Raw genomic sequence first — 15409 nt, forward strand, 5'->3', positions numbered from 1 at the left:
TTTTTACTCAATAAATTCTTTTAAGGTGTTTGTTATTGCTTGAAGGTCAGGGTTGTTGTCCTTGATTAATGCTAGCTTTCTTATTTGAGTTTCTAGGATCTCGGTGCTTGTTGTTTTTTCGAACTCACTGAGCCCTTTTTCAAGTTTTGTTAGTTTGTTAAATCGTTCCTTAGGCTGTAGTTTACCACATTTTTTTGTGTTTTGATCTTCTGGCATATTTTCCCAAACAAAAATCTCAGGATTGGCGCAAGGAAGATAAAATGTTCTAGGTAAAGCATAATCTAGATATTTGCGCTCTAGGACCTTTCTTTTTTCGCCCGCGCTAGGATCATTTCCTCCGTCTAGAGCGAATTCAAGATGCTTTATGCCAGTAAGATTAAGGATCTGCTCGCGAATATCATCATGTTTTATGTCGGGGATTTCTTGAGGCCATATGATATTTTTCTTGGGTTTCTGATCACCATCAAGGAAAAACAAAGATTTGCTGTCCCCAGTTTGCACCAAGCCGGTCATGCACTTTCCAAATATTGATGGAGCGCCCCCTGGGAAAACAATTATCTCAAACTGGTTCATTGCAGCTTCACCTAAAGTTCTTAGGCATTTTTTAACAAGTGCCGCTGCAAGTTGATCTTCAACAAAAACTCTTTTTTTGTGATCGGTATTCAACCCTAAATGGAAGAATGCTTCACTAGGCTTGATATTTTGTTCTGAAATTATTTTTTGGGTTACAGGATCTGTTTGAAGTAAAATGATGGATTGCGGGGACAGCTTTTCGATAATGTATTTAGAATGAGTGCCAATAAATACCTGATGCTTGTTTTCTAAACAGTGTTGAGTGAGGAACTCCATTAGCTTGACTTGCGCACCGGGGTGCAAAGAAACCTCCGGCTCATCAAGAACAATTAGGCTGTTTGGTTCTAAGTCCATTATTTTATGTACCAACATTACTACTGCAAATTCGCCGCTACCAGCGAATGCTTCACTATATTGAAGCGCCGTGGTCTGCATGATTGCGGTGTATGATGTACTTTCAAATAGTCTGTGTTTTATAAGTCGTATATTAACGTAAGTGCGACCCAGTATATTTGAAATTACATCTAGCTGACGTTTTGGTAGTTGAGTGTTTGAGAAAATTGTCTCTTGCTTTGCCCTAAACGGTCGAAAACTTTGCAGGTCTTCATTTATAACGCGCTTCAAATATTTAGATCTGGAGCGCAAGTGCTCTTTAGCAGTTCTGTTTCGAAGTTGTCCTGTCATATCGCCATGATAAAAAAGCTTGTCAAAGGCACTGATCTCGCTTCGAAAATCAAGTATTTCTAATTCTTTTGTTATTCCTGACCACCTGGTTTTGCTGCGGCCTTTTAGTTTTTCACCCGGTTTTATTTCGGGCATCTTCTCCATTTGATCTTGAAGCAGTGGACGCGAAGGCTCCCAATAGTCTGGATTTGAGGCTTTCTTGATTCTCACTTGAATTACTTCAACAGTCTTACGCGAGTACGGGTCTATGTATCCAAAAATGTAGCGCGGCCGTCCTCCCGACTCGTCAATTGGGTCAATGTCAGTAGAAAACCAATGATCCCCGATGTTCTCATGATGCGGGCAGCAGGCTAAAGCTCTTAATACTGAGCTTTTGTTTGCCCCGTTGCTGCCTACTATTGCGGTGATCGGAGTTGTAAAGTTCAATTGCAGGTTAGGGCTTAAATTTTTAAAGTATGGGAATCTAATGTGGCGTATGGTTGGTTCGCACTTGCCTGCGTCAAATACTATTTTCAGCTTTTCGTTGATGTCCATTTCTATTACTGCTCATATAGTTTTGAGAGATTGTTGTGAGCGAAAACGATGCCATAGGCGCGATGCCGAATTTATGGAGACATTCGGTTTAGAGGCTTTAAAATTTCTGCAATGCACGAACGACGACACCTACAATTCGGCAATGTTCATCAAATAGTTCAATAGGATAGCTTGGGTTCAGCGGCTTCAAGAACAATCGCCCACCGTCGCTGACTAGCTTCTTAAATGTGGCTTCATTGCTATCTGGTAGTTTGGCCACTACGAGTTTACCTGGGGCAACCTCTGCCTCAGTGTCGACCAATATAAGCGTGCCTTCAGTGATGCTTTGACCGGCCGGCGCTGTCATCGAGTCCCCCTTGACGGTAAGCCAAAAAGCCGCTCCCTTCGAATCGTACTCGGAAAATTCATACCGATCTGAGAATCCGGCAGGGTAGGGTTCAACCGCTTCGGCCCATGCGCCAGCGGCTACCCAACTAATCACCGGGTAACGGTAGGACTCGACAGGTTGATGTGTATCGCCAACGTTCGATTCTCTGATGCTCCCGCCAATCATAGGACCGATGTTTTCAGAGAGCCATATGGCATTAACCCCACATACATGCGCGATTTTTGGCAGATGTGCGCTTTGCAGGTTTTTTCCTGTTTCCAGCTGTGAAATCACCGGCTGCTCAACGCCCACTTTCATTGCAAGGGCCTTCTGCGTCAGCTTTGCGTGATTCCGCGCGGATTTGATTCGTTCGGCGAGTGTGCTCATTCGTTGGAATTTATAAGTTCCCTTATTGGCTTGCAAATAAGTTTCCTTCTACTTAGGATATAAGCATGCTTATTTGGAGGTTTCTTGCATGACCCCAATTGAAAAACTCGTCGAATTTTTTGGCGGGCAAACCAAGACAGCTTTGGCCCTAGATGTTTCCCAAGCCGCAGTCTCGTACTGGGTTGCCGGCATTCACACGATGGGGGCTGAAAAGGCATTTAAAGCGGAGGAGCTGACGGGCGGAAAAATCACGGCTCGAGAACTCTGTACGCGCCAAAAGGATCAGCAGTCCGCAGCTTGAGATGCCTTACCCCTCAACCGATTGATGAAATATTCGCCCCAGTCTCGGCAGGGCGCCACGGAAACAAATTTGAGGTTTTACGAATGGAAGACTTTTTGGACGCATGCCAGGCAGCAGTCAAGGGCAATAGCCCCAAAACCTTGGCGGCAAAGATGGGTATTTCGCACGTTGGCCTGCTTCAGCGCGCGAATCCGGATAATGAGGCACACCATCTTACCGTGGAGCACTTGTTCGGGGTCTTGTTGCATACAGGCGATATGCGCCCGTTGCTGGCCTTGGCCAATGAGTTCGGCTTTGACTTGGTATCGAAGTCGGCGCCGGAGCCGCAAGCGCTCACCAATTCGCTGATCAACGTCGGCAAAGAGGTCGCCGATCTGACCATCGCGGTTCACCAGGCGCTGGATGACAACCACGTCAGTTCTTTTGAGAAAAACTTGATCCGCCAAGAGATCAATCACGTTCGGCAGAGCCTAGACGTGATGGATGCCTCGGTGAAGGCTGCCTGAATCCCGGGCACAAAAAAGCCGACGGAGAAGGTCGGCTGATTCGCAAAACTAGAGAGACACGATTATGCAGAGCCAGCCAAATTCTATCAATACCCAGAACAATGTCGCGACACGTTTTCAGAGTTCGCAAAGCGTGTCGCAGCACACGTCATCTCGTTTTGCCGAATTGAATATCGGAGCCTCGCTGTGAGCGTTCAAGCAATGTCATGGGCGCTGTCTTTGCCCACGCAAGTTCTCAAGGATGCCAGTGCCCGGCACGTTCTGCTGTGCCTGGCTAACTATGCCGGATCGAATGGTGCTGGCGCGTTCCCGTCGGCTACCACGCTGGCTCAGGACACCGGTCTTTCCGAGCGCACCGTGCGTTACAAACTGAATGACTTGGAGACGTCCGGGCTAATCAAGCAGGGCAACCAGGCGATCGCTGCTGTTCACATTGATCGCCACGACCGCCGCCCAGTCGTTTACGACCTTCAACTATTGCGGGGTGCAAATTCTGCACCCCGTTCCGAACGGGGTGCAGATGACGGCACGGGGTGCAATTCACAACAGAACGGGGTGCAACCTACGACAGAACGGGGTGCAGCGGCTGCACCCAATCCGTCACTTAACCATCAATTAACCGAAAAGCAGCAACAGCGCGAGATTGATGCCGCGATCGCGGAGCAGAACAACGCAGCAATCGAGCCGCAGGATAATCACCAGCGCTTCTCCATGTTCGCGACTTGGTTGCCGAACGAGAAAGCGTTGTCGGATCAGATCGCCATCGCGGGGCTTCCGGCCGACTGCGTCCCTGACGAAGCGGTTCGCAAGTTCAAGGGCTTTCACTGCGCCAAGCCAAACACTCTCGATTCCGGCTCCGGCTGGTGCTACCGCCTGGTCCAGTGGGTGAAGCGTGAGCGAGTGCAGGCAGCAGGTCGTGGTCAAGAGCCTGATTTCAACGACACCAGTTGGGGTGATGACCTGGGAGGTCTGTGATGAAGTCTGTTTCGAGTGTGCTGCAAATGTTACCCAATGTGGCGTCGGCTGAGGTCGCGCCAGTGAAGGCGGATGCGGGTACCGTCCAAGTCATCAACGCACTGTTCCGCGAGCTGATGGCAATCTTCCCGGCGTGGAAGCAGGCCTGGCCTGATCAAGAGGCCGTCAACGCCGCGAAAGCCACTTGGACCAAGGCGTTCATGGCCGAGAAAATCACGAAGGTCGAGCAGATTCGCTTCGGCATCGAGCAGTGCCGGAAGCTTGGCTCTGACTTCGCGCCGAGCGTAGGCAAGTTCATAAACCTGTGCCAGCCCACGCCTGAAATGCTTGGGCTGCCACCGCTCGAAACGGCGTTTCGCGAAGCGAGCCGCAATGTCCATCCGTCGATGGCCGGCCAAGCGAACTGGTCACATGATGCGATTTGGCACACGGCCAAGGAGTCGGGTTTCGAGAGTCTGAACCGCCTCGAAACCTCGCTGGCGCGCAAGCTGTTCGAGCGCAACTACGTGATCACCGTGCGCCGTTTGATCGATGGGTTGCCGCTCCAAAAGATGCCGCTGGCATTACCCGCCCGAGTTGACGGCCGCCGTACACCTGAGATCGGAAAGAGAGCGCTCTCCGAGCTGCGCGCCATGAGATCGGGGGCTGCCCGTCATGCCTCACCGCCGCCTGGCTGTTCCTGAAATCGATACCTATCGCTTCGCAGTGTTCTGCTGCTCGTTCAAGGTCGATCTGAGTTCGCCGCCTGATCACGCGCTGGCGCTGTTTGCCGACGAGGCCATGGCCAAGCGTTATGGCTCGTGGATGTGGCCTGGGACCTACGAAGTCGTCGACGTAGTGACGGGGAAGCCTGCATGCGAGTGAGCTCGAGGAAGCTTCGCGCCTCGGCAAATGGCCAAGAGTGCACCGTCCGGATGCCAAACATCTGCAATCACAATCCAGAAAACACCGTCCTCGCGCATCTGCCTTGCGGGCAGAAGGGTATGGGCATGAAAGGTTTTGACACCGTGGCGGTGTACGCGTGCAACGCTTGCCACGACGTGATCGACGGCCGCGCCGCCGGCGAGATCGACTGGCAGGACGTGCCGCGCGCCATCGCCGAAACCCACGAAGCCCTGATCAGGGCTGGAATTCTCACCGTTAAGGGGGCCGCATGAGTACCGCCGCGGTGAAGATCACCGAAGCTGAGATCAAGCGCCAAGTGGCCGGCACCGTACAGGACGTACGTGACATTGAGAATAAGGGCCTGTACCTGCGCTTCAACAAGGCTCGAACCGGTGGCTCGTGGTACCTGGTGTTGAAGGGCAAGTGGAATCCCATCGGGACGTTCCCCGAGCTAACTCACAAACAGGTTGTAGCGGCGCTGCCGTCGCTTCGGCTGCGCCTGGCCGCCGGGGAGGGTGCGAGCCTGTCGAAGTGGTACGCTGTTGGCGAACTGCTGGACTGGTTCGCGGATCGCATGTCGCGCGATCGCAATCTGTCGACCAAGCGCAAGAACACCGGTGCCTCGATCATCAAGTGTCACCTTAAACCGCGCCTCGGCAAACTGCCCCTGATCGGTATCGACAAGGCTGCGCTCGACACCTTGCTGATGTGGCCGCTGCAAGAGATGGTTTCCATCGACTACGTGCGTTCCGCATTCCAGCTACTGGCCCTGGCATTCCGGCAGGCGGCCAAGCTGGGGATGATCACGTCCAATCCGATGGCGGCGATCCGTTTCAACGACTTCTCCAAAGCGAAGGTCGGCATCAAGCCGTCCCGTCTGCGCGGCGTTCAGTTGGAAGGCCTGCTCGGGCAACTGGCCGACGTCATGACCACGGCGCCGCTGGATTCGATGCTCGCACTGATGATGCTCTGCCATGGCACGCGGATCGGTGAAACCCGGATGGCGCGCTGGTCACACATCAGCCTTGCCGAGCGCGAATGGTTCATCCCGGCCGAGAACACGAAAACCGGTGTCGAGCATCACCTGCCCCTGACCGAGCAAGTGTGCACGCTGCTGACCCGGTACCGCGAAGGCCAGTTCGCCCGAGGCTATGAGGGCCAGAGCCTATTCCCTGCGCGCAACGGCAAGGCGCTGGGCGAGGCTCAAGGTTGCGCAGTGTTTCGTCGGTTGGGGCAGGGCGAGTGGACCAGTCACGACCTGCGCAAGGTGGCCCGCACTGGCTGGGCAGATCTCGGCATCGACCACCTGATTGGCGAGCTGCTGATCAATCACGCGATGGGCCACAACGTGAAGGTGTACATCCAGTCGGACGTGATGAGCCGCAAGCGGGATGCCCTTGAACAGTGGCACGCGCATCTAGATCAGAAAGGCTTTGCAGCGATTCATGGATTGACCGGCTTTAGATTTGAAGATTCTGGTAATTCGCTGCAAGCCACAGACCATAAGGCCTGCGAGGCCATTGAAGAAACAACCATAGGCGAGGTTTCAAAACATGCAAAAAGGGCTAGTGCCTGGCTTCAAGCGGGATCGGATCGAGCTGGAGCCTTGCCCGATTTGCAAGGGGAAAGCGGTAGTAAGCGGGCTGTTTTATGAGCTGGTTTGTACTGATTGCAACGGTTCAGGTTGGGTTGTTCAGGGCAGCAAGTTGGCGCTTTCTTCCGATGAGTTGATCACCCAATTAAGTTTCAAATTGCAGAATGCTCAGCGTGAAATTTCAGCGTTAAAAGGTTCGCTGCTGATGAGCGAACCACAAAGCCAATACGAACGATCGAACCGCCTAGGGGCGGGCGGCACAAACTACACAGGGGATTGAAGGAATGATGATTCGTAAGCCGGCTGGCCGACCATTGGGAGACACCGAATACTTACTGGAGCAGTGGGGCTGGTGGAGGATGGATGGGATGGGGGTGCCAGGCTATACGTCCCCAACATTAGCTTTGATGCGTCAGGCGATCGCGCAGGTATCCGAAACCAAAAATTATTGCATTACTGATGATTGGGCAATTGCTATCGACAACGCCGTAGCGAAACTAGCGCATCGTGATCAACAGATGGGAGATATTATTTGGCTGTACTTTGGCACCAAATGGCCGATGGCTCGTGTAGGAAAACACTACGGGATTAGCGAGGGTAAGACTAGGGAGTTAGCCAGAGCTGGAGCTGCTTGGATTGACTGCGCTGTAGATTGGCTACGAACTGCGGCTTAAAAATGGCATGTTTTGATATTGCCCCTTCAGTAGCCATGGTTATGGCTACTGAAGTTTCTTAAAGTGGATTAGGTTGCCTTAGGCGCTTTCTCTGTTTTTGATGCACTGATCATCTTTCCGCCTTTTAATTGAATATTTGAGTTGTTGACGCCCTTTAGTATCAGTTCGTAAGGGTGGTGGGCCATTTTTTCCCGCTCTGTACGGTTCAAAAGCAGTAATTTTAAAACCTCGATATCCCTGTCGCTTGGTGAGGCTCCGGGTTTTAATCTTTTTATATAGTCATCAGCATCATAATATTTTTTCGCATCCTCTCTTAGCGCTAACAGTACTGCTGATCGGAAGTTTGATGTCCTGTAGATGTAGACGATAAAGGCAGCAAGGCTGATATAGAGGCCCACGATTCCGGAGACCGCTTGGCTGGTTAAAGCGGTGCCGGCAAATAAATAAATCAATAGAATTCCGATGTTCACCATTACAAATAGATTGATCATGACTGCCTTAAGTCGGCCAACACTTTGCATTTGCTCTTGAATTGTTCTTTCTAAAGTGTTTCCTCTATCGCTACGCTCTGATGCGCGCAACTGCTCACGTCGATCTTCGAGTAGTTTGGTAGGCTCGTGGGAGTTAAGAAATTTTATAACTTCAGCTTCTACAGCTAACCGGATGTCTGAATCGATTGAAGTATTAAGTTCTTTTAGTTGGGTAAGTTTTTTTCTTACAAGTGCCGGAAAGTTTTGAGTTAGCTGGAGTTCTAACTCTTGCTCAATAGCTTTTCGTTGGGTTTCGAGGCTTTTGTTTTCCGACGCTTTTCTGAGTTGTGAAATTTGGCCTTCGAGGATGTTTATTCTTTGAAGTAGTTTCTTTGTTTGGAAAAAATCTGACTCGGAATAAAACATAAAGCGAGTTATTTTGAGCGCTCTTGCCAGTATTCCGCTCTTTTCTAAAACAAAAATCATGGCACTTAACGATAGTATTATTCCTATAATCGGTGCTGTTTTCGTGAAAAATTCTTGAAGTGAGTCCATAGGTCGATGCATTCCTAATTTAATTATGGCGACGCAATGCGGCGCGAAACCCGCAGATGTTAAATGCAGGTGTGGCAAAAAGCCATTTTTCTCATGCTGCCTCCCGGCTCATTGCATTTACAAAAAAAGGAGTAAATGCATGTTGGAAAAGGTTTTCCGCGCGTAATACATCTGTTTTCATAGCAGCGTGTGTTGCTGTGAACGCAGCGAGACGCTTTCAAAAAACCGGCCAATAAGTCGGTTTTTTTGTACCTACTTACAAGCCTCGCCATTGAGCGGGGCTTTTTCGTTTTCGGCCCCATGCCTGGCTCTTTGCTCTTAGCGGATGACAGTGACATGGAGGCCGAACCTATTTGAGGACTACAGATGAGCACCGAGCAACAAGCTCTCGCGGATGTGCCCCTTTGGCTTTTGATCCTGCTGAGCATGGCGGGCCTGTCGGGGGAAATGCTGAGGGCGTCAGGAAGCGACCTTGGTCTTCGACAAATCCTGCAACGAGTGGCTTTGCGATTTCTCGCATCTGGTCTGTTGGGTATGGCGACGTTGCTGCTAGCGATGGCGCTCTGGAACAACCTTTACCTGGCTGCTGGATTGGGCATCGTCATTGCGGTGATTGGTGCTGATGTAGCCGGTGGTTTGTACACCCGGTTCTTGGCAAAGAAGGCAGGTATTCAAGTCGACGAATAGGTCGCTGACAATCAAATACTCTAAGGAGATCGTCCTATGCATGTCCGCGTAATAGGCGATGACGGGCAGGAGTTGTGGGTCAAAGGTGAACCCCGACCTGACCTGGAGCTGACATCGCCGGGGACCCTAGGGTTATCAGAAGGGTACGGGGTCGGAAACCCGCGGGAAAGCGTTAGCCGCAGGGCTGGAAAGTTAGTTGACAGCGGTTGACAGGTTGACAAGGAATGCCGGGTTTTCAGCGACAGAATTTGCGTGATCCAAACAAAGGTTTTTAGTGAAGTCCCCCCGGTTCTATTGGGCTGTAGGCGTTTTCATGCCTGTTCAATTTCTTGAACAGCAGCCCCTGTGCAATGGCCAGAAGGCTTGTCAACTAAGCCGGGTTAGTTGACAGGCTTAACAAGCCACGACGATGGAGGCCGCATGGCTTTTGTAACTCGCAAGGAGTACTGCGAGCTGAAGGGGTGGTCGAGGCAGTACGTCGGCAAGCTGGTCAAGAATCAACGACTGGTTCTGAACGCTGCCGGGCAGATTGATGTGGAGGCCAGCGAGCAGCTTCTGGCCATGACGAGCGACCCGAGTAAGGCCGCCGTCGCCGCTCGACATGAGCGCAATCGCCCGAAGCGGAGTGATCAGCCACCGCTGGAAATAGTCATCGCAGACTTTGTAGATGACCCCTCTGGTCAGGTACCCGACTTTCAAAAGTCACGCGCGCTTCGTGAGCACTACCTGTCGCTTCAGGAAAAAAACAACTTCCTTAAAGCCCAAGGCACCTTGGTAGAGCGCAAAGCGGTCGAAGATGCGGCCTATAACGCCGGTCGCTTACTGCGCGATCTTTTGCTTGGAATGGCGCCACAGCTATCACCGGAACTGGCCTCGCTGTCTGATCCATGGCAAATCGAAAAGCGTCTGACGGCGGCTTTACGACAAACACTGGAAGATGCTGAGCGGCTGTCTACAGCAGATTTAGAACAAGCCATTACCCCGAGCTAAACCTATGTCCTTAGAAATGTCGAACGGTGCGACGGTGTACCGCGAAGCGTATTTCCGTGGGCAGCGACCAGAGCCAGATGTCTGGATTGATCAGTGGGCCGACGAGTACATGCGCATTCCGCGCGACACGGGTGCGGCCGAGCCTGGTCAATACCACACTTCGCGCACCCCTTATGCGCGTGAGCCGATGCGCTGTCTGTCACCTGCCCACCCGTGCAAGCGGGTGGTGACCATGGTGGCTTCGCAGTTGATGAAAACGCAGATCGCCTTGAACTGGATCGGCGGCCTGATCCATATGGCCCCGTCCAACATCCTCACGTTGTTGCCCAGTCTGGGGTTGGCCAAGCGGGTATCGTCGCGGATTGGTAAAACCATCAAGGCTACGCCGGTGCTGCGTGAGCGCGTGGCGTCCAACCGCTCGCGAGATGCGCGCAACACCATGGACACGAAGGAGTTCGAGGGTGGTTCGCTGTACATCACCACGGCCGGTTCTGCGGCCAACCTGGCGGAGCTTTCCGCACGCTACATCTACGGCGACGAGGTTGATCGCTGGAGTGTGGACGTGGGCGAAGAGGGCGACCCGGTCGAACTGGCCGAGACTCGCGGCAGTACTTTCGGCCGTAACGCCAAATTTTACTTTTCCAGTTCGCCGACGGTCAGGGGGGCGTCACGGATCGCTGATCTGTTTGAGGTCAGCGATCAGCGTTACTACTACGTGCCGTGCCCAACCTGTGAACACATGCAGGTTCTGGAGTGGGAGCGTTTGCATTACTCGGCGGATTTTCAGGTTGTGCATTACCAGTGCGCCGGCCCCGACTGCGACGTCCTGATCGAAGAGCGCTATAAGGGCGAGATGCTGGCGAAAGGGGAGTGGCGAGCGCACACCCAAGGCGATGGCGAAACCATTGGTTTTAACTTGAATGCGTTGTACTCGCCGCCCGGCTGGACCGGTTGGGCCTCGTTGGCCAAGCAATTCGAGAAGGCTAAAAAGGCTCAGGCCAAAGGCGATCTGGAGCCGATGCAGGTGTTTTATAACACTCGTCTGGCCAAGGTCTGGGATAGCGCTCAGGAGCAAACCTCGGCCGATGTGCTGAGGGATCGGGCGCGGCTGGAAAACTACGGGCTTGGCTCAATGCCCGACGGCGTGTTGATGCTGACCGCTTCTGTTGACACCCAAGCCAACCGCCTGGAACTGATGGTGATGGGTTGGGGCGCTGGCATGGAGCGCTGGGTGGTCGACTTTCAGGTGATCTCCGGCGACCCCGCCGATGAGCGCACCTGGGCGGCGCTGGACGAGTTACTCAAGGCCCGTTACCGACACCCTTGTGGTGCTGAGCTGATGATCATGGCTACTGCGGTCGACTCCGGTGGTAACCATACGGATGAGGTCTATCAGTTCTGTCGTATGCGCCGCTGGCGCAGCGTGTTCGCCATCAAGGGGGCGAGCAAGCGGGGCCGGCCGGTGATTGCGCAGCGACCTTCGATGGTCGACGTGACATGGAAGGGCCTGACTGAACGGCATGGCGCCGAGCTTTGGATTGTCGGTACCGACACGGCGAAGGACTGGATCTATAACCGCTATGTATTCGACACCGGCCCGGGAGCGCTGCACTTTGCCAACGACCTGCCGGATGACTTTTTCGCCCAGTGCGTTGCTGAGCGCAAAGTCACCCGTTACGTCAGGGGGCATAAACGCATCGAATGGACCAAGGGCAAATCCGAGCGTAACGAAGCGCTCGATCTGTTGGTTTACAACCTGGCCATGGCCCATTACCTCGGCATCAACCGCTACCAAGATCACGATTGGGCGCGGATTCGACAGGCGGTCAACGAGTCGGTTTCGGGCGATAGCAGCCAACCCGTTCAGAGCGAACGGCTCAGCCGGCCAGTCGTAACACCGGCAGCACCGCAGGCGCCGCAACCAGCCGTGAAATCACGTCCGGCAGCCGCTCCCCCACAACGCCGCAGTTCCACCAGTGGCTACCTGAAGAGACGCTGATATGTCATTTACGAAAAAGCACCTCGACGCGGTTGAGGCGGCCATTGCTCGCGGTGAGAAAACTGTGCGCTACACCGACCGCACCGTGGAATACCGCACGGTCGATGAGCTGCTCAAGGCGCGCGAAGAAATACGCTCGTCGCTGGCCAGCGCCGCCGGGCCACGTTCGCGCGTGGTTCGCCTTTATCACGGGGGCAAGGGACTTTAATGGCCCGACATTTTCCGACGTTGACCCGTAACGGCTTTGTGCTGCCGTCCAACATCAAGGCCAGTTACGAAGGCGCTGGTGAAGGCCGCCGATCCGCTAACTGGGACGCTCCCGACAACGGGATCAACAGCATCAACACCCCGGCACTGCGCAATTTGCGCTCGCGCTCCCGGGCAGCGGTTCGCAATGACCCGTATGCCTTCAACGTGATCGACAAGCGCGTCAGCAACCTGATCGGCACCGGCATCACCCCTCGGCCAGCGACCGATGATGATGCCCTGCGCAAGCTGCTGCAGGAGCTGTGGAGCGATTGGGTTGATGAATCTGATGCGGATGACCGCACCGACTTTTACGGCCAGCAGGCGCTGGTGGCGCGCACGGTGGAAACATCGGGTGAATGCTTTGTTCGCTTGCGTCCTCGCAGTCGGGACGAAGGCTTGGCGGTTCCGCTGCAGTTGCAGATTCTGGCGCCGGAGTTCGTGCCGCACGACAAATTCGAGAGCACCAAGAACGGCAACGTAATCCGCGCCGGCATCGAGTTCACGCCCGGCGGCAAGCGGGTAGCGTATTGGATGTACCTGTCGCACCCGCGTGATGCGGCCTCGTTGAATGCCGGCTACAACCAGCTAGTGCGCGTCCCGGCCGCACAGGTGCTGCACATCTTCGAACCGGTCGAACCTGGCCAGTTGCGCGGTGTGCCGCGATTGTCGCCGGTACTCAAACGGCTGCGCAGTCTGGACAACTACGACGACGCGGTGCTGTTCCGTCAGGAGGTGGCCAACCTGTTCGCCGGTTTCATCAAGCGCCCTTCGCCTGACTCGGGTCCGGCTCCACGCGATCCGGTCACCGGCGCGTTATTGGATCTGGACCGCGACGGCTTCACGCCCATGGTTGCGCTCGAACCCGGCACCATGCAGGAACTCGGTCCGGGCGAAGAGGTGGAATTTTCCAAACCGCCGGACGCGGGCAACAACTACCCGGACTTCATGCGTCAGCAGTTGATGGCTGCAGCGGCGGGTAGCGGTACGCCTTACGAGATCCTCACCGGCGACATGCGCGGCATCAACGATCGAGCGCTGCGGGTGGTACTCAACGAGTTTCGGCGTCGCCTGGAACAACTGCAGTTCAGCGTGTACGTGCATCAACTCTGCCGCCCGGTACGGGCAGCGTGGATGGACATGGCGGTGCTGTCGGGTGTCTTGGTGCTGGACGATTACGCACAGAAGCGCCGCCAATACCTGCGCACCCGCTGGGTGCCACAAGGCTGGGCTTACATCCAGCCGGTGCAGGACGTGCAGGCGCGAGCGATGGAGGTTAGAGCCGGTTTTTCGTCGCGCAGCGAGATGGTCCTGCGTACCGGCTACGACGCCGAAACGGTCGATCTGGAAAACGCCGCCGATCTGAAGCGGGCCACAGAGCTGGGCCTCAACTACAACACCCTGGATGCCGTCGAAGACACCGACGACAAGGAGCAACCATGAGCAAGAGCGCGAAACCGCGTATTTACAACCGCGCCGGCAAACGCGTCGAGGTCAAGGACAAGACCTGGTATGCCGTTAATGCCAGCGGCGAAGCGGCCGATCGAGTGATCGAAGTTTTCGTCTATGGCGAGATCGGCGCGTGGGGCATAACTGCTAATCAGTTCGTGCAGGATCTGCGCGCCATGGATGACGGCGTTTCACCAGTGGTGGCCGCGTTCAACAGCATCGGCGGCGATTTGTTCGATGGTCTGGCCATGCACAACGCGCTGTCGCGGCTGGGCGAGCGCTGCACTGGTCGCATTGATGCACTGGCAGCGAGTGCGGCCAGCGTGGCCGTGTGCGGTGCACACCGCGTAGTCATCGCGGCGAACGCCATGTTGATGATTCATAACCCCTACACCTATACAGGCGGGGACGCTGAGGACTTTCGCCGGGTCGCTGATGTGCTGGATCAAACCTTGGAGGCGATCATTGCGGCCTATAAGGCCAAGGCGCCCAACATCGACGACGCAGAACTGCGGCGAATGGTTAATGCAGAAACCTGGCTGACTGCCAATGAAGCATTGGCCCTCGGTCTGGCTGACGAAGTCGGCGACGGCATCAAAGTCAAAGCGTGCCTCGGTCAAGGCGCGGTGCTGCAACGATTCCAGCACGCACCGGCTGATTTGCTGGCCCAGCTCGACGAGCCACCTGAAGCGGATCCGGATCTTGATCCTGTCGAACCGCCGCTGGTGCCGCCTGTAGTCTACTCGGCCAAGTTGGCATTGATGGTCACTCAGCGCTGCACGGCGGCGGGCATCAGCAACCTGGTCGAGCCGCTGCTTAAGTCCACCCAGCTTGAAAGCGAAGAGGTCGTTTTAGCCGGTCTGGCACGCGCCAAGGCGGTAAACGACCTCTGCGTGGCCGCGCGGTTGCCGGAATTCAGCGCCGAGTATGTCGCGGCAGGTCTGGACGAGGCGTCGGTACGGGCGCGTCTGTTCGACAAGATTGTCACCAGCGGCAAGGGCTTCGAAATCGACAACAGTCTGCCGCTGGCGGACGACCCAGCGCCCAAGGTGCTGGCCAAACAACCTGATCCCAACTCGATTTGGGCTGCTCGCCAAGCGGCCCAAACTGGAACCGCGCAAAGCGCGAAAGGAGCACGAGCATGACTATCAAACAGGAACCGATGCACGCAGGTGAATTCCTGCTGTCCGAAGGCGCCGGCACCATTTCGCGTGAAGCGATCAACGTCGCGGCCGGCCCAGCATTGTGGCCGGGACAAATCCTCGGGCTGGTGACCGCCTCCGGCGAATTCGCACCCTACGACCCGACTGCTGAGGACGGCACCGAAAACGCTGTCGCCATTCTCTACGGCCCGCTCGGTGAATCCGACGTGGTGCGTCGCGGTCGTGCCGTAGTGCGGTTGGCCGAGGTCAGCGAAGCGCACTTGACCGGCCTCGATCTGGCCGCTGAGAAAGCCCTGGCCGCACATTCGCTGATCGTCCGCTAAAGCATTTCCCTCTTATTTTGCATCCCGCCGCGTGCGGGATTTTTCGT

The 15409-nt window shown here is 54.8% G+C and carries 18 protein-coding genes; 15 read left to right on the forward strand and 3 right to left on the reverse strand.

Annotated elements, in window-relative coordinates; translation table 11 throughout:
* Positions 1 to 3 precede the first annotated feature (3 nt).
* Together AC0Z5Z_RS18085 and AC0Z5Z_RS18090 are read right to left on the reverse strand one after the other, a co-directional pair.
* Entirely contained in the window at positions 4 to 1791 is a 1788-nt protein-coding gene (locus AC0Z5Z_RS18085; protein WP_485611451.1) for an ATP-dependent nuclease, read from the reverse strand.
* 97 nt (positions 1792 to 1888) lie between these two features.
* Positions 1889 to 2545 (reverse strand): LexA family protein, encoded by a 657-nt coding sequence (locus AC0Z5Z_RS18090; RefSeq protein ID WP_485611491.1) that lies wholly within the window; start codon positions 2543 to 2545, stop codon positions 1889 to 1891.
* A gap of 88 nt (positions 2546 to 2633) precedes the next feature.
* On the opposite strand from AC0Z5Z_RS18090, the gene AC0Z5Z_RS18095 reads away from it, so the two are divergent.
* The 8 genes from AC0Z5Z_RS18095 (at position 2634) to AC0Z5Z_RS18130 (ending at position 7480) form a co-directional block, all read left to right on the forward strand.
* The gene (locus tag AC0Z5Z_RS18095; RefSeq protein WP_485611452.1) at positions 2634 to 2846 is read left to right on the forward strand and encodes a Cro/CI family transcriptional regulator; all 213 of its coding nucleotides are present in this window, start codon (positions 2634 to 2636) and stop codon (positions 2844 to 2846) included.
* Between the two features lie 83 nt (positions 2847 to 2929).
* The gene (locus tag AC0Z5Z_RS18100) at positions 2930 to 3352 is read left to right on the forward strand and encodes a phage regulatory CII family protein (RefSeq protein ID WP_485611453.1); all 423 of its coding nucleotides are present in this window, start codon (positions 2930 to 2932) and stop codon (positions 3350 to 3352) included.
* A gap of 186 nt (positions 3353 to 3538) precedes the next feature.
* Positions 3539 to 4327 carry a helix-turn-helix domain-containing protein gene (locus AC0Z5Z_RS18105; protein ID WP_485611454.1) on the forward strand — a complete coding sequence of 263 codons (789 nt, stop codon included), beginning with the start codon at positions 3539 to 3541 and terminating at the stop codon, positions 4325 to 4327.
* Positions 4327 to 5010, forward strand: coding sequence for a replication protein P (locus AC0Z5Z_RS18110; protein WP_485611455.1), 684 nt, complete (start codon positions 4327 to 4329; stop codon positions 5008 to 5010). Before AC0Z5Z_RS18105 ends, AC0Z5Z_RS18110 begins: the two co-directional genes overlap by 1 nt.
* The gene (locus AC0Z5Z_RS18115) at positions 4982 to 5191 is read left to right on the forward strand and encodes a hypothetical protein (RefSeq protein ID WP_485611456.1); all 210 of its coding nucleotides are present in this window, start codon (positions 4982 to 4984) and stop codon (positions 5189 to 5191) included. Before AC0Z5Z_RS18110 ends, AC0Z5Z_RS18115 begins: the two co-directional genes overlap by 29 nt.
* Positions 5182 to 5484, forward strand: a complete 303-nt coding sequence (locus AC0Z5Z_RS18120) for a nuclease domain-containing protein (protein WP_485611457.1) — start codon at positions 5182 to 5184, stop codon at positions 5482 to 5484. The genes AC0Z5Z_RS18115 and AC0Z5Z_RS18120 overlap by 10 nt, the downstream gene beginning before the upstream one ends.
* Positions 5481 to 6866 (forward strand): tyrosine-type recombinase/integrase, encoded by a 1386-nt coding sequence (locus tag AC0Z5Z_RS18125; RefSeq protein WP_485611458.1) that lies wholly within the window; start codon positions 5481 to 5483, stop codon positions 6864 to 6866. Before AC0Z5Z_RS18120 ends, AC0Z5Z_RS18125 begins: the two co-directional genes overlap by 4 nt.
* 224 nt (positions 6867 to 7090) lie before the next feature.
* Positions 7091 to 7480, forward strand: a complete 390-nt coding sequence (locus AC0Z5Z_RS18130) for an antiterminator Q family protein (RefSeq protein WP_485611459.1) — start codon at positions 7091 to 7093, stop codon at positions 7478 to 7480.
* A 68-nt stretch (positions 7481 to 7548) separates the two neighbouring features.
* Here the strand turns inward: AC0Z5Z_RS18130 and AC0Z5Z_RS18135 are convergent, their stop codons facing one another.
* Positions 7549 to 8505 (reverse strand): hypothetical protein, encoded by a 957-nt coding sequence (locus tag AC0Z5Z_RS18135; protein WP_485611460.1) that lies wholly within the window; start codon positions 8503 to 8505, stop codon positions 7549 to 7551.
* A gap of 366 nt (positions 8506 to 8871) precedes the next feature.
* Here AC0Z5Z_RS18135 and AC0Z5Z_RS18140 point away from each other — a divergent pair, with 366 nt between their 5' ends.
* From AC0Z5Z_RS18140 to AC0Z5Z_RS18170, 7 genes are all read left to right on the forward strand, one after another.
* Positions 8872 to 9192, forward strand: a complete 321-nt coding sequence (locus tag AC0Z5Z_RS18140) for a phage holin family protein (RefSeq protein ID WP_258449127.1) — start codon at positions 8872 to 8874, stop codon at positions 9190 to 9192.
* Positions 9193 to 9612: 420 nt separating this feature from the next.
* A complete protein-coding gene (locus AC0Z5Z_RS18145; protein WP_137218942.1) occupies positions 9613 to 10182 on the forward strand; it encodes a terminase small subunit in 570 nt (189 codons plus the stop codon).
* Between the two features lie 4 nt (positions 10183 to 10186).
* Entirely contained in the window at positions 10187 to 12181 is a 1995-nt protein-coding gene (locus AC0Z5Z_RS18150; protein ID WP_064390997.1) for a phage terminase large subunit family protein, read from the forward strand.
* Position 12182: 1 nt separating this feature from the next.
* Positions 12183 to 12389 (forward strand): phage head-tail joining protein, encoded by a 207-nt coding sequence (locus AC0Z5Z_RS18155; protein WP_041481045.1) that lies wholly within the window; start codon positions 12183 to 12185, stop codon positions 12387 to 12389.
* Positions 12389 to 13870, forward strand: a complete 1482-nt coding sequence (locus AC0Z5Z_RS18160; RefSeq protein ID WP_485611461.1) for a phage portal protein — start codon at positions 12389 to 12391, stop codon at positions 13868 to 13870. Before AC0Z5Z_RS18155 ends, AC0Z5Z_RS18160 begins: the two co-directional genes overlap by 1 nt.
* Positions 13867 to 15021, forward strand: coding sequence for a head maturation protease, ClpP-related (locus AC0Z5Z_RS18165; RefSeq protein WP_485611462.1), 1155 nt, complete (start codon positions 13867 to 13869; stop codon positions 15019 to 15021). The genes AC0Z5Z_RS18160 and AC0Z5Z_RS18165 overlap by 4 nt, the downstream gene beginning before the upstream one ends.
* Positions 15018 to 15362, forward strand: coding sequence for a head decoration protein (locus tag AC0Z5Z_RS18170; protein ID WP_485611463.1), 345 nt, complete (start codon positions 15018 to 15020; stop codon positions 15360 to 15362). The genes AC0Z5Z_RS18165 and AC0Z5Z_RS18170 overlap by 4 nt, the downstream gene beginning before the upstream one ends.
* The last annotated feature ends 47 nt before the right edge of the window (positions 15363 to 15409 follow it).

This window comes from Pseudomonas sp. 1L-E-NC-VB-C3, from assembly GCF_057291535.1.